Here is a 12,780-nt window from a genome sequence, read left to right as displayed (position 1 = left end):
GAGGTCAGGCGCCGGTCGCGTCGGCTCCGTCTGCCGCGTCGGCTCCGTCCGACAGCTGGCGGAGCACGCGGCGGATGCCCTGGAAGCCGAGCACCAGTCCACGCAGCTCGTCGTCGCTCAAGTGCGCGGCGAACTCGTCGGTGTCGGTCCGGAGTCCCAGGAAGCGCTCGTGCAGTCGAATGGCCTTCCGCGTCGGGGCGAGGTGCCTGATACGCCGGTCGGGTTTGCCCTCGGTCCGGGTCAGGAGCCCGTGCTCGACGAGCTTGTCGATGCTCGCGGAGGCTGTGGGGACGGCGACGCCCAGGTGCTCGGCGGCCTGGGAGATCGTCGTGACGGTGCCGGTTGTGACGAGGAAGACGGTCTTCAGCTGCTGCGCCGTGATGTCGAGCTCGAGGAAGGGGGCCATGTGTCGGGCAGAAAGGCCACGGGTGAGTTCGGCTCGGACGTCGTTCAGCTGCGCGAGCAGCTCGTCGCGTGCAGCGTCTGCCTCCATGGGAACCTCCTGAGATTGCCGAGCATCACTCTAATAGTGAGGATCTAGCTAAGTATAGTTCGGGGTGCAGGTGCCAAGCGAGCGCGCCGCAGAGAACGGAGTCGATCATGAGCAATGAGACCTGGTGCATCGCCGGCGGCGAGAACGGGGCCGACCGACGCCTCGCCGATGCCCTCCTGCGCGGGGGCAGCACGGTTGCCATCGTGGGCCGCGACGTCGCGCCCTTCGCGCTGCTCGTCGACGACTACGCCGACGCGATCATGCCCGTCGAGCTCACCGCGACCACCCCGCAGGCGCTCGCGGAGCTGCGCGAGAGCATCGAGTTGAACATCGGGGAGGTCACGCACTTCGGGGTGCTGCTCGGCGAGCTCGGTCAGGGGACCGCCGAGCAGGTGGCGGAGCGCCTTCTCGGCAAGCTCCGGGTGGCTGGCGCCAGCGACGCAGCGCGCGTCGACGAACGCGCCGACCGCTGGCCGGCCGATGCGCAGCTCATCCTCGTCCGCGAGGTCGCAGCCGAGTCGGGGGCCGCCGACCAGCTCGCGGAGAACGCCGATATCGAGCAGCGCATCCGCCTCGCCGCGGAACGGTCGAACCTCCCCGTTCCGGCTGTCCACGTCCGCGACCTCGAGGAGCTCATCCGAGGCGCATCCGTCGTCGCGCCGCGATGACCGAGGATCGGGCCGACACCGTCTCCGACGGTTAAGCTGACCCGGTGTCCCCCCGCGCCGAGAACCTCCTTCGTGCTCTGCTGTCCCGCGCCAGGCGTGCCGTCGGAGCGACCATGGACGAACCCCCGCTGACGTGGGCCATCAAAGTGCCGGCTCCAGACTCCCCGGAAGGTGACGTCTGGGGGGACGTGTTCTACGCGGACGACCTCGCGGCCGCCCTGCGCCGCCTCGGGCAGACCGTGTACGTCGACCGCTGGGGGACGCGCAACCGGCCTGACCCGAGCGTGCAGGACGATGTTGCTCTGCACCTCCGCGGGTTCCACCGCCCCGAACTCGTCGACGGAGCCGTCAATATCCTCTGGATCATCAGCCACCCGGACTGGGTGAGCGAGGAGGAGCTCGACCTGCCCTTCGACCTGCGCCTCGCCGCGAGCGTGCCGTGGGCCGCCGTCATGTCGCGCGCGGACCGCGAGATCCGGCCGCTGCTCCAGGCCACCAACGCTGAGCGGTTCACGCCAGAGCCTCAGCCCGGCGACCTCGAGTCCGGAGTGCTGTTCGTCGGGCGCTCGCGCAACGTCTTCCGGCCCATCGTGCGAGACTCCATCGCCGCTGGCGCCGACCTCGAGGTGTACGGCGACCTGTGGGAGCAGTTCATCGACGCACGCCACATCAGATCCGAGTACCTCGACAACGCCGCGGCGCCCGGTGCGTACCGCGGCGCGCGCGTCGTGCTCAACGATCACTGGGACGATATGGCGCAGCACGGCTTCGTCTCCAACCGCCTGTTCGACGCGGTCGCCGCCGGCGCCGCCGTCGTCTCCGACGAGATCACCGGTGGGTTCCCCGTCGAGTTCGGCGGCTCCGTGCGCACCTACTCCTCCGTCGACGAGCTCCGTGCTCTCCTCGCGGAAGGGGCGACCGGATGGCCGACTCCCGCGGAGCGACTGGCGACCGCGCGCACGGTCGCCGAGTTCCACTCGTTCGACGCGCGGGCGCTGACGCTGCTCATCTCAGCGAGGGAGATCCTGGCCGCCCGGGGGTGACGCGCGCCGTTCCGTGGTCGAGACCAGCGGTTCCGGCTACGCCTCACTCGGCGCGGTCACTTTCGTCACCGCCTCGAGGATCGGGGTGCCGACCTTCCCGCCCCCGAGGCCAACGGCCTCGACCGACGCGAACGCGGCCGCGTTCAGCACGATGATCGGCGTGACGAGCGAGAAGCCGGCCGCCTCCACGATGCCGCGGTCGAACTCGACGAGCACGGTCTCCGGCGTCACCTTGTCACCCGCCTTGACCTTGACGTCGAAGCCCTTGCCATCGAGTTCGACCGTGTCGATGCCCACGTGGATGAGCACCTCCAGGCCGTTGTCGAGCTGGAGTCCGAAGGCGTGGCCGGTCGGCTGCGCGACGGCGACCGTGCCGGTTCCGGGCGCGTAGACGACGTTCCCGCTCGGCTTGATGGCGGCGCCCGGGCCCATGATGCCCTGGCTGAAGACGGCGTCTGGAACCTCGGAGAGTGCCACGATCTCGCCGTCCAGCGGAGAGAGCACCTCGATGGTGCGCGGCTGCGCCTCGGCCTCGCGGGAGCCGGCTGCCGCGATGACATCGTCCGTGCTCTCGCCCTTCTTTGCGGCCTCCAGATCGGCCACGGGCACGCGGGCCGCCTCGAAGGCGGCCTGCTGCTCGGGGCTGCGGTACCCGGAGAAGATGACGAGGAACATCGCCACGAAGAACGCCGCGCCGACCGCGGTGGCGTACAGCGGGATGTTATCGAAGGCGGGGATCGTGAGGAGCGAGGTGAAGACGAAGGCGCTCGTCTTGACGCCGCCGCCGATGCCGATGATGACGCCGCCCACGAGGCAGCCGACGAGCATCCGCCCGTAGATGCGCTTGAAGCGCAGATGGATGCCGTACAGCGACGGCTCCGAGATGCCGCCGAGGAGGCCAGCCGCGAGAGCGCCCGTGGAGGTCTGCCGCATCTGCGCATCCTTCTCGCGGATCGACAGGTACAGCACGCCGGCGGTCGCGCCGAAGCACGCGAAGTTCCATGCACCCATGGGGCCTTGGATGTAGTCGTAGCCGAGCGTCTGGATGTTGAGGAGCATGATCGCGTTGATCGGCCAGTGCAGGCCGAGCGGCACCATGAACGGGTAGGCGAGCGGGATGACGATGGCGAAGATGAGCGGCGAGAAGTCGTTGATCGCCCGCAGCAGGTTCGCGAGCCCGGCTCCCGTGTAGACGCCGATCGGGCCGATGAGGAATGCAGTGAGCGGGATCATGATCAGCATGCTCAGGAACGGCACGAAGATGAGGTGCAGGTCTTCGGGGATGAGCTTCTTCAAGCCTTTGTACAGGGGCCCGAGCAGCGCGGCCATGAGCAGCGGCGGGAACACCTGCGAGCTGTAGTCGAAGACCGTGAGCGGCAGTCCGAAGATCGGCACGACCGACACCTCGGAGCCGAACACCTCGATCGGGTCGATGCCATCGGCGAGCCCCGTGAAGCCGGGCAGCATGACGACGCCCATGATGGCGAACCCGATCCACGGGTCGGCCCCGACCCGCTTCGACGCGTTGTAGGCGATGTAGAGGGGGAGGAAGACGAACACCGCCTGCCAGCACAGGTTGAGGAAGCGCCAGGACGGCGGCAGATCCGTGCGAGGGTCGGCCCAGTTGGGAATGACGCCGAGCGTGCTCATGAGGGCCATGAATGTGATGAACAGGGATGCGCCGAGCAGCGCCCCGAGGATGGGCCGGAACGAGTCGGACAGGAACTCGAAGACGCTGTCGAGCCAGGCGAACCTGCCGCGGGGACCCTTCGCTCTCGCCGCCGCCTTGATGGAGGCCGCGTCCTCCGGATCGGCGGGCGCGCCGCCTCCCGACATGGAGGGCAGCGCCTGGATGTCGTTGTAGACGTTCTGAACGCCGCCGCCGATGACGACCTGGTACCGGTCGCCAGACTGGGGCACGACCCCCATGACGCCGGGAATCGCTTCGACGGCCGCCTGGTCGATGCCGGAGGCGTCGCGCAACTGGAATCGCAGCCGGGTGGCGCAATGTGTGAGGTTGTCGATGTTCCCGGCCCCACCGAGCTGGTCGACGATCTCCTGGGCTGGCCCAGAAGCTCCTGATGATGGTGCGGACATGGCAGGACCCCTCCCCTGTGAGACGTCACCGTTGACGACTCGAGCGCGACGTTACGCCCGGCCTCCGACATCCGCTAGACGCGAGGAGCGTCTGTGCTCATTTTGTGTCCGAATGCGCGAAACCGCTTGCTCGGGGCATGCCGCGAGCCCGTGGGTCGCGGAGGGTCAGGCCCGGTTCCAGAGCTCCGGCCACTCGACGCCGAACCCGCGCACGAGCCGTCGGAGCGCGGGCAGCGAGAGTCCAACAACCGTCGACGGGTCGCCCTCGATGCGGTCGATGAACGGCGCCCCGAGCGAGTCGATCGTGAAGGCGCCGGCCACGTGCAACGGCTCGCCCGAGGCGACGTAGGCGTCGATCTCGGCGTCGTCGAGGTCGCCGGCGAACGTCACGCTCGCGCTCGCGGTGCTGCCGACCCCGTCCCCGGACGCGCTCGAACCGCCACGGCGGTCGACGAGCCAGTGCCCGGACCACAGCGTGCCCGTCTGTCCTCGCTGCGCGAGCCAGCGCTCGCGGGCCACCTGCGGCTCGTGGGGCTTGCCGAGCATCCGGCCGTCGATCTCGAACATCGAGTCGCCGCCGAGCACCAGCCCGTCGATGGGTTCTCCCGTCGACGGGTCTGGCGCATCCGCGACCGCAAGCGCCTTGGCCCGAGCGAGCAGCTGCACGTAGTCGCTCGGCTCGAGAGGACCCTCAGCGAGGCGGGCCTCGATCACGGCGTCCTCGTCCACGCTCGACGGGATGACGACGGGCTCGATGCCCGCCTGGCGGAGCAGCATGAGACGGGCGGGCGACGTCGAGGCGAGGTACAGGCGCATGAGGCGAGGGTACCGGGGCTGTGGGACGACGCGGCGGTGGAGAGCACGCGAGACAGCTCTCGATGCTGCCGGTCAGGGCGCGGTCAGCCAACGCGCCAGCTGCTGCCAGAGTGCGCCAAGGCCGCTTGCATACGATCTGTCGCATGCTCATCAGGCTCCGCAGTTCGGCCCAGCGCCCAGATTCCGAGGGGAGGGGCGTCGGGTGACCCGTCTCGAATCGCGGTACCGTGCTCCGAGGCAGACCAGGTTCTCCCGCTCATCGGTGGTGTGGGATGCGCCAGGCGTCGAGGCCGTCTCGGCTCCCGCCACGCTCGCCTGGGTTGCCGAGGCGACTGGGCATGTGGAATCCGCGAGCGTCGTCGAGAACGCCGTCGGAGCTCTCACGGCGAACTCCCGAATCTCAGCGCCCGTCGCCGGCGCACCCGACCCGGCGCAGGATCCGGAGCTCGAGTATCTGCTCGAGACGGACCCGGTGCTGCGCACCCGACTCGTCTCCCTCCGTCGCCCCCGCTCCGGTGAGAGCCTCACGGTCACGTCCAACGGCCGCGGCGACTGGCGAGTCGGCGACCGCCCCGCCCCCGAGTTGAGCGGGGCGCTGGATGTGGACATCCGCGCGACTCCGCTCACCAACACGCTTCCCATGCGCAGGCTCGGCCTCGAGGTCGGTGAGCAGCGCGAGATCGAGGTCGCCTACATCGACACCGAGACGTTCGCCGTCTTCCTCGACCGCCAGCGCTACCGTCGTCTCGGCCGCACCCGCTACCTCTTCCAGGCCGTCGACGGCTCCTTCGAGCGCGAGATCACGACCGACGAGCAGGCCTTCGTCCTCACCTACCCCGGTCTCTTCGCCCGCCTCTGACCCTCACCCGGAGGGTGGGATGCACGCACCCGGCTAGGCTCGAGCGCATGACCCAGGACGGCACGACCCAGCACCTTTCGGCGGAGATCACCCCAGGCGACGAGGTCGAACTCGAAGTCGGCGACATCGCGCACGGTGGCATCTTCGTGGCTCGCCACGAGGGTCGCGTCGTGTTCGTCGCCGACGCCGTGCCGGGGGAGCGGGTGCGGGCGCGAATCACCGAGGTGCGGAAGTCGTTCGCTCGGGCCGTCGCGACCGACGTGCTGCGCGCATCCGCTGACCGTCAGGCGCACGTCTGGCAGGAGGCGAGCATCGAGCGAGCTCCGGAGGACCGGGCTGGCGGTGCCGAGCTCGGACACATCCGCCTCGCCCGGCAGCGGGAGCTCAAAGCGCAGGTGCTCAGCGAATCCATGGCGCGCTTCGCCGGGCACGAATGGCAGGGCGTCGTCGAACCGCTGCTCGGCGACGACGAGAACGGTGGCACCCGGTGGCGCACCCGCGTGACCCTGCACGTCGACAAGGACGGCCGCGTCGGCCCGTACGCCGCTCGTTCGCACCGCGTCATCGAGACCGAGACGCTGCCGCTCGCGCACGGCGACATCGAGGAGCTGGCTCCCCTCGGCGAGCGCCTCGCTGGAACCGGGCGCATCGAACTCGTCGCGCCGGCGGAGCTCGACACGCGCATGCGCACCATCCTCGATGGTGCCCACGGTCGCAAGCCGGGCGTGGTCACAGAAGTCGTCAACGGGCGCGAGTACCGGGTCGACGAAGACGGGTTCTGGCAGGTGCACCGACTCGCCGCCGAGACCCTCTCCAACGCCGTCGCGGACGCGCTCGACCCTGCGCTAGTCGACGCGGAGGCCGTGAACCTCGACCTCTACGGGGGCGTCGGCCTCCTCGCCGCGGCCTTCGCGCAGGAAGCGGGACCAGGCGCGTTCATCGAGACCGTCGAGTCGAACGCGGCGGCCACCGGCCACGCTGCAGCGAACCTCGCCGAATGGCGCGGCGCGAGCGCCGTGACGGCACGCGTCGACCAGTACCTCAAGCACCTCGAACGTGACGCCACGCACCTCGACCGGGAAGGCATCAGCCGCGGCACCGTCATCCTCGACCCACCCCGCTCGGGTGCAGGAAAAGACGTCGTCGACCGCATCGTCGGCTTCACGCCAGCCCAGCTCATCTACGTCGCCTGCGATCCAGTCGCCCTCGCCCGCGACACGGGGCTCCTGCTCGCGCACGGCTACGCACTCGAGTGGATGCGCGCCTACGACCTCTTCCCGAACACCCACCACTTCGAGACGATCGCGCGATTCGTGCGAGCCTGACCCGAACGACGTCGCCGCACGCGAAGAACGCCGGGCACTCGCATCCGCGAGGCACCCGGCGTTCGTCGCACGGTCTTCGTCGAACGACGAGACCAGAGGGTCTCAGCGCGCCGCGCCAGCGAGGCTGCCCGTCGTCTGCGCGGCCTCGTCGGTGACGATGCACTGGATGAGGCGGTCATCGGCATCATCCCAGCTCTGCTGCGTGGGCGTGAGGTAGCTGAAGTTCAGCGCGCTCTCCTCATAGGGAAGCCCGACGAAGGTCGCGAACTGCGCCGTGCAGTCGCCTTCCGCCTGCGCGCTGATCGCTTCGTCACCCGGGTAGTCGCCCGCGGGCATCTCGACCTCGAAGTACACCTCGTAGTCGTGCGGCTCCGAGCACGGAACGACCGGGATCTCGCTGACCATGGTGCTGCCGGCGTCGTTGAAGCAGTCACCCATCGCGAGCTTGAAGACGTCGAGGTCACCCGACTCGGTGACCTCCTGCGTCTCACCGTCGCGGACCTCGCTCTCCCCGCCGGAGAGCTCGCCCTCGACCGAGTCCGCGATCTCCTGGGCCGCGGAGCAGCCGCTGAGGCCGAATCCGAGGAGCGCGAGAGCCCCGATCGCGAGTGCTGATGTGACGCTGGTCTTCGCCATGATCTCCCCTGGAGGTTCGGTGGTTTTCGCTCACTGTAGCGACAAAGCGGGCTTCTCAGGACCGCTTCTCGAGAAGCAGCTCAACGGCGCGCTCCTTGCGATCGACCGGGCAGTCCGCGAAATACGCTGAGCTCGCGATGAGCGCCTGCGTGTAGCACTCGGCGTGCCCCTCGACCGCGGGGACGGCGCTGCCGTCGCGCCCGGAGAACTGCCCGTAGCCTTCCTCTTCGAGCACGCGGATCATCTCGTCCGGATTCGGGAAGACGTACGCCTGCTGTGCGTGGCCCAGCTCATGGATCAGGACCGACGCGCCCACGTCGGTGATCGTCGGGAACAGCGTCGCATCATCCGCGCGCAGATGGATGCTGGCCGTCGGAGGCTCGACCGGGCAGCCGCTGCCCTCGCACCACGATTGCTTCGTGCAGGCCTGCGCCTCCTCGGGGCAGGCCGTCTCGCCATCGGCGGCCCAGGTCGCAGGAACACCGGATGCCGCGATGAACGCGTCGATGCCAGCGTCCCCCTCCGGCCACGGACCGAGCGGGGCCGTGACGAGCGGCGGGTAGCTCAGCGACGAGCTCTGCGCATCCTCCGGCGCGACGACGACCGGTTCGAAACGGCTCTGCGTCCCGAAGACGTTGACCTCGAACCACTCGCGGACGCCCTCAGCGCTCCACGGCTCCGCTGCCGTCGCGCCACCCTCACCGTTGGAGGGCACTCCGGCAGGGGTCGCGAAGACCAGCACCACGGCAAGCACGGCGACGACGGCGAACAGGAACCCGCCAGACGATCGCTCGGTTCGCATGCGGCAGGATCAGCTCCGGTAGGAGCCGCCGAACGGGTCGCTCGCGGAGCCGCCGCCCCGCATCCCGCGCTGGGAGAGCTCCCACGTCGTGCGCCGCCTGACGATGTCACGCGGCCGGTCGAGGTCCTGCGCTGACTCGATCATCGACGCGAGCACAAGCGTCGCCGCGGCGAGCTCGTCCTCGCTCGGATTGCCGCTGACCGTGCGCACGATGTGCTCGAGGCCGACGTGCGAGGGGATCTGCTCCTGGCTCACAGCGGGATGTTCCCATGCTTCTTGGGTGGCAGCGAAGCGCGCTTCGTGCGCAGCGTGCGCAACGCCTTCGCGACGATCACGCGGGTCGACGCGGGCTCGATGACCGAGTCGAGCTCGCCGCGCTCCGCCGCGAGGAAGGGCGACGCCACGTTGTACGTGTACTCGTTCGCGAGGCGCGTGCGCACGGCGGCCACGTCCTCCCCGGCCTCCTCGGCACGCTTGATCTCGCCGCGGTAGAGGATGTTCACGGCCCCCTGGCCGCCCATGACCGCGATCTCGGCCGTCGGCCACGCGAAGTTCAGGTCGGCGCCGAGCTGCTTCGACCCCATGACGATGTACGCGCCGCCGTAGGCCTTGCGCAGGATGACGGTCACCAGCGGCACGGTCGCCTCCGCATACGCGTAGAGCAGCTTCGCACCGCGGCGGATGACGCCAGACCACTCCTGGTCGGTGCCTGGCAGGTAGCCGGGCACATCCACGAGCGTGAGGATGGGGATGGAGAACGCGTCGCAGAAGCGGACGAACCTGGAGGCCTTCTCGCCGGCCTCGATGTTGAGGGTGCCCGCCATGGCGTTCGGCTGGTTCGCGACGATGCCCACCGAAGTGCCGTCGACGCGAGCGAACCCGATGATGATGTTCGGCGCGAACAGCGGCTGCACCTCGAGGAAGTCGCCGTCGTCGACGATGAGCTCGATGACCTGCTTCACGTCGTACGGCTGGTTCGGGGAGTCGGGGATGACGGTGTTCAGCTTCTTGTCGAGATCCGTGACCTCGAGCTCCGTCTTGATGTCGTAGCTCGGCAGCTCCGCCTGGTTGTTGTCAGGGAGGAACGAGAGGAGCTGGCGCGCGTAGTCGAGCGCGTCGTCCTCATCCGCCGCCAGGTAGTGGGAGACGCCCGAGGTGCGGTTGTGCGCGAGCGCGCCGCCCAGCTCCTCGAAGCCGACCTCCTCGCCCGTCACCGTCTTGATGACGTCTGGCCCCGTCACGAACATGTGGCTCGTCTTGTCGACCATGATGACGAAGTCCGTGAGCGCTGGGGAGTAGACGGCCCCGCCAGCAGCTGGACCCATGACGATGGAGATCTGCGGGATGACGCCGGAGGCCTGCGTGTTCCGGCGGAAGATCTCGCCGTACTTCCCGAGCGCGACGACACCCTCCTGGATGCGAGCCCCGCCCGAGTCGAGCATGCCGATGATCGGCACCCCCACCTTCATGGCGTGGTCCATGATCTTGATGATCTTCTCGCCCGCGACTTCGCCGAGCGAGCCGCCGAACGTCGTGAAGTCCTGCGAGTACACCGCCACTCCGCGACCGTGGATCGTGCCGGTGCCCGTGATGACCGCGTCCCCGTACGGGCGGCGCGCATCCATGCCGAACGCCGTCGTCCGGTGACGCACGTACTCGTCCAGCTCGACGAACGAACCCGGGTCGAGGAGTTCGAGGATGCGCTCGCGGGCGGTCTTCTTGCCCTTCGCGTGCTGCTTCGCCGCGGAGACCTCCTCCGCCTGCGTCACCGCTTCCGCGTGGCGGGCCCTGAGGTCGGCGATCTTGTCGGCCGTGCTCGTGGGAGTCGGGCCGGACGCTGCGGAGTCAAGTGGTGCGGAGTTCACCCGCGCTACTTTACCGGGCAACGGCTCACATGCGGCCGTACGGGTTAGCCTGAGTGCCCGGCGGCGTGCACGAGACACGCGCGACGTACGACATTCGAGAGGTTGACGGCATGACTCAGGGCACTGGTGCACCGAACGAGGCCGCGCCTCGACCGGGCGCCGAGGTAGTACCGCTCGCACCGGATGCGCAGGCGCAGCAGTGCATGCTGCCGCCGAGCGCCCCCGTCACCCCGTACGACGCGAGCGCGCGCGGCGACAAGCCGGCGGCTGCTCCGGAATCGCGGCGCAGCATCTGGGGGATGTGGGCGCTCGGCGTCGCCGTCCTCGCTCTGGTGCTCGCGTTCATCCCCGTTCCCGTGCTCAACATCGCGCTCGCGCTCTCCATCGCGGCGGTCGCGTTCGTGCTCGCGATCGTCGCCCTCTGGCAGAAGCGACGCTCGAAGGCGCTCGCCATCACCGCGCTCGTCACGCTCTTCGTCGCCGTCCTCGCCTCCGTCGTGATGACGTTCGTGTACCTCTCCTTCATCGGCTCGGCGATCGCGGGTGCCCAGTGACCGCCCCCGCCATCACCCAGTTCCTCCTCGGGGGGCGGGCGGCCGGCACCGAGCTCCGCCTCATCTCCGTGCCGGAAGCGACCTCGACCAACGACGTGCTCGCCGACATCTGGGAGCGCACCGGAGGAGAAGCCAGCCAGAACCCGGCCCTCAGCACGCTGGTCACCTACGCGCAGACCGCGGGCGTCGGACGGCACGGGCGCGAATGGATCTCCCCACGAGGCAAGTGCCTCGCCGCGTCGACGCTCGTGCGCCTCACCGACGACGAGACCGCTCCCCGCATCCTGGGCTGGCTGCCGCTCATCGCAGGCCTCGCCCTCCGCAGCGCGATCCTCGAGCTCTCACCACCAGCACCGGGCTTCCGGCCAGACGAGCAGGCGGCCCGCGTCGAGATCAAATGGCCGAACGACGTGCAGATCGACGGCGGCAAGGTCGCCGGAATCCTCGGCCGAGTCCTCGGCACTCGTGACGGTGAGCTCTCCTGCGTCGTCGGCACCGGCGTCAACATCACGCTGCAGGCCGACGAGCTCCCCACCCCGCACGCGACCTCGCTCGGCCTCAGCGGCATGCTCCCCGCGCATCCCGCCGAACTGCTCCCCGCCTACCTCGCCGAGTTCGTGGCGCGCCTCGACGCGCTTCGTGCAGCACGAGGAGACGCCGTCGCGAGCGGCGCGCACGGCGAGCTGAGCGACGCCTGCTCCACCCTCCGAGCGCGAGTCGCCGCAACCCTCCCCTCGGGCGAGGTGCTGCACGGATTCGCCACCGAGCTCACACCAGACGGGCACCTCGTGATCCGCGGTGACGACGGCGAGACGAGAGCCGTCGCAGCGGGCGACGTCGAACGGGTGCGCCCCGAGAACGGGGCCTGATGCGCGGCCGCCCACCGCACCCGAGCGAGCAGTCCTGGGACCAGATCTTCGGTGCCCCCGCCAGCGCGCAGCCGAGCTTCCAGCAGTACCCGGGGCAGCCTGCGCCCGGACAGTACCCGAACCAGTACCCGAGCCAGCCCGCCCAGCAGCAGGTAGCCCACTCGTACACGCAGTACCCGCAGCACGGCGACCCCAGCCAGCAGTACGGCAGCCAGCAGTACGGCAACCAGCAGTACGACGGATACGCCCAGCCAGACAGCGGCCCGCAGCGGCACTACGAGCCGCTCGGCATGCGCCTGCCCGAGCGGACGGTCATGCGGGTCCGCAGACACGGGCGCCGCCTCCTGCTGCCCTCGCTGATCCTCATCGCCGGCTTCGGCGCCGCCGGCTACAACCTGGGCGCCCTGCAGGAGGCCACCATCGGGGCACGCCATGCCTGGCTGCTCGTCTCGCTCGCCGCGATCGTCCTGCTCGGGATCGTTCCCGTCGTCATGTGGCTCCAGGCCCGCAACCGCATCACCACGCACCGGGTCGTGCTCTCCCACGGCACGCTGACGAGCGAGAACCGCGAGATCCCCATGAACGCCATCGTCGACGTCACCGTCCGGCGCAACCTGTGGCAGGCGATGTTCCGCTCGGGAACGATCGTCATCACCTCGGTGTCGGGGCAACGGCTGCGGCTCGTCGACGTCCCCAGCGCGAACTCGGTCGCCGCGTGCATCCGGGAGCTCAGCGGGCCCTAGAGCAGAGACG

Annotated in this window: 14 protein-coding genes; 7 read left to right on the top strand and 7 right to left on the bottom strand. The window is 69.4% G+C overall.

The genetic code is table 11. The annotated features are described in order from the left end of the window. Window positions 1-4: 4 nt before the first annotated feature. Window positions 5-493 (bottom strand): MarR family winged helix-turn-helix transcriptional regulator, encoded by a 489-nt coding sequence (locus F8O03_RS12110; RefSeq protein ID WP_151424091.1) that lies wholly within the window; start codon window positions 491-493, stop codon window positions 5-7. Between the two features lie 107 nt (window positions 494-600). On the opposite strand from F8O03_RS12110, the gene F8O03_RS12105 reads away from it, so the two are divergent. Beyond that, window positions 601-1,161 (top strand): SDR family oxidoreductase, encoded by a 561-nt coding sequence (locus F8O03_RS12105; protein WP_151424090.1) that lies wholly within the window; start codon window positions 601-603, stop codon window positions 1,159-1,161. Window positions 1,162-1,274: 113 nt separating this feature from the next. Continuing rightward, on the top strand, window positions 1,275-2,204 hold the full coding sequence (locus F8O03_RS12100) for a glycosyltransferase family protein (protein WP_151424089.1): 930 nt from the start codon (window positions 1,275-1,277) through the stop codon (window positions 2,202-2,204). Window positions 2,205-2,240: 36 nt separating this feature from the next. Here F8O03_RS12100 and F8O03_RS12095 read toward each other — a convergent pair whose 3' ends face one another. Both F8O03_RS12095 and F8O03_RS12090 read right to left on the bottom strand, forming a co-directional pair. Further along, complete coding sequence (locus F8O03_RS12095; protein WP_151424088.1) at window positions 2,241-4,301, bottom strand: glucose PTS transporter subunit IIA; 2,061 nt, start codon at window positions 4,299-4,301, stop codon at window positions 2,241-2,243. Between the two features lie 165 nt (window positions 4,302-4,466). Next, on the bottom strand, window positions 4,467-5,117 hold the full coding sequence (locus F8O03_RS12090; protein ID WP_151424087.1) for a Maf family protein: 651 nt from the start codon (window positions 5,115-5,117) through the stop codon (window positions 4,467-4,469). Between the two features lie 202 nt (window positions 5,118-5,319). Here F8O03_RS12090 and F8O03_RS12085 point away from each other — a divergent pair, with 202 nt between their 5' ends. Continuing rightward, window positions 5,320-5,976 (top strand): putative glycolipid-binding domain-containing protein, encoded by a 657-nt coding sequence (locus F8O03_RS12085; RefSeq protein ID WP_167516562.1) that lies wholly within the window; start codon window positions 5,320-5,322, stop codon window positions 5,974-5,976. Window positions 5,977-6,023: 47 nt separating this feature from the next. Continuing rightward, window positions 6,024-7,301, top strand: a complete 1,278-nt coding sequence (locus F8O03_RS12080) for a class I SAM-dependent RNA methyltransferase (RefSeq protein ID WP_208851865.1) — start codon at window positions 6,024-6,026, stop codon at window positions 7,299-7,301. 102 nt (window positions 7,302-7,403) lie between these two features. Here F8O03_RS12080 and F8O03_RS12075 read toward each other — a convergent pair whose 3' ends face one another. The 4 genes from F8O03_RS12075 to F8O03_RS12060 are packed head-to-tail and all read right to left on the bottom strand — an operon-like array spanning window position 7,404 to window position 10,604. Next, the gene (locus F8O03_RS12075) at window positions 7,404-7,937 is read right to left on the bottom strand and encodes a septum formation family protein (RefSeq protein ID WP_104252229.1); all 534 of its coding nucleotides are present in this window, start codon (window positions 7,935-7,937) and stop codon (window positions 7,404-7,406) included. A 55-nt stretch (window positions 7,938-7,992) separates the two neighbouring features. Then, window positions 7,993-8,739 (bottom strand): hypothetical protein, encoded by a 747-nt coding sequence (locus F8O03_RS12070; protein ID WP_151424085.1) that lies wholly within the window; start codon window positions 8,737-8,739, stop codon window positions 7,993-7,995. Window positions 8,740-8,748: 9 nt separating this feature from the next. Next, window positions 8,749-8,994 (bottom strand): acyl-CoA carboxylase subunit epsilon, encoded by a 246-nt coding sequence (locus tag F8O03_RS12065; protein ID WP_244296236.1) that lies wholly within the window; start codon window positions 8,992-8,994, stop codon window positions 8,749-8,751. Next, complete coding sequence (locus F8O03_RS12060) at window positions 8,991-10,604, bottom strand: acyl-CoA carboxylase subunit beta (RefSeq protein ID WP_151424084.1); 1,614 nt, start codon at window positions 10,602-10,604, stop codon at window positions 8,991-8,993. The genes F8O03_RS12065 and F8O03_RS12060 overlap by 4 nt, the downstream gene beginning before the upstream one ends. 110 nt (window positions 10,605-10,714) lie before the next feature. Here F8O03_RS12060 and F8O03_RS18090 point away from each other — a divergent pair, with 110 nt between their 5' ends. From F8O03_RS18090 to F8O03_RS12050, 3 genes are read left to right on the top strand one after another with little or no spacing between them, the layout of a single operon-like run. After that, on the top strand, window positions 10,715-11,158 hold the full coding sequence (locus F8O03_RS18090) for a hypothetical protein (RefSeq protein WP_167516561.1): 444 nt from the start codon (window positions 10,715-10,717) through the stop codon (window positions 11,156-11,158). Further along, window positions 11,155-12,027 (top strand): biotin--[acetyl-CoA-carboxylase] ligase, encoded by an 873-nt coding sequence (locus F8O03_RS12055; RefSeq protein WP_167516560.1) that lies wholly within the window; start codon window positions 11,155-11,157, stop codon window positions 12,025-12,027. The genes F8O03_RS18090 and F8O03_RS12055 overlap by 4 nt, the downstream gene beginning before the upstream one ends. After that, complete coding sequence (locus F8O03_RS12050; RefSeq protein WP_151424082.1) at window positions 12,027-12,770, top strand: PH domain-containing protein; 744 nt, start codon at window positions 12,027-12,029, stop codon at window positions 12,768-12,770. Before F8O03_RS12055 ends, F8O03_RS12050 begins: the two co-directional genes overlap by 1 nt. The last annotated feature ends 10 nt before the right edge of the window (window positions 12,771-12,780 follow it).

This window comes from Pseudoclavibacter terrae, assembly GCF_008831075.1.
In the GTDB taxonomy this organism is placed as follows: domain Bacteria; phylum Actinomycetota; class Actinomycetes; order Actinomycetales; family Microbacteriaceae; genus Pseudoclavibacter; species Pseudoclavibacter terrae.
The sequence above is the reverse complement of the archived record's forward strand: the minus strand, read 5'-3'. Positions and strand labels throughout refer to the sequence as shown.

Bases quoted from the DNA above. Each gene is read 5' to 3' on its own strand.
- F8O03_RS12110 (WP_151424091.1), bottom strand. From the start codon at position 493: ATGGAGGCAGACGCTGCACGCGACGAGCTGCTCGCGCAGCTGAACGAC.
- F8O03_RS12105 (WP_151424090.1), top strand. From the start codon at position 601: ATGAGCAATGAGACCTGGTGCATCGCCGGCGGCGAGAACGGGGCCGAC.
- F8O03_RS12100 (WP_151424089.1), top strand. From the start codon at position 1,275: ATGGACGAACCCCCGCTGACGTGGGCCATCAAAGTGCCGGCTCCAGAC.
- F8O03_RS12095 (WP_151424088.1), bottom strand. From the start codon at position 4,301: ATGTCCGCACCATCATCAGGAGCTTCTGGGCCAGCCCAGGAGATCGTC.
- F8O03_RS12090 (WP_151424087.1), bottom strand. From the start codon at position 5,117: ATGCGCCTGTACCTCGCCTCGACGTCGCCCGCCCGTCTCATGCTGCTC.
- F8O03_RS12080 (WP_208851865.1), top strand. From the start codon at position 6,024: ATGACCCAGGACGGCACGACCCAGCACCTTTCGGCGGAGATCACCCCA.
- F8O03_RS12075 (WP_104252229.1), bottom strand. From the start codon at position 7,937: ATGGCGAAGACCAGCGTCACATCAGCACTCGCGATCGGGGCTCTCGCG.
- F8O03_RS12070 (WP_151424085.1), bottom strand. From the start codon at position 8,739: ATGCGAACCGAGCGATCGTCTGGCGGGTTCCTGTTCGCCGTCGTCGCC.
- F8O03_RS18090 (WP_167516561.1), top strand. From the start codon at position 10,715: ATGACTCAGGGCACTGGTGCACCGAACGAGGCCGCGCCTCGACCGGGC.
- F8O03_RS12050 (WP_151424082.1), top strand. From the start codon at position 12,027: ATGCGCGGCCGCCCACCGCACCCGAGCGAGCAGTCCTGGGACCAGATC.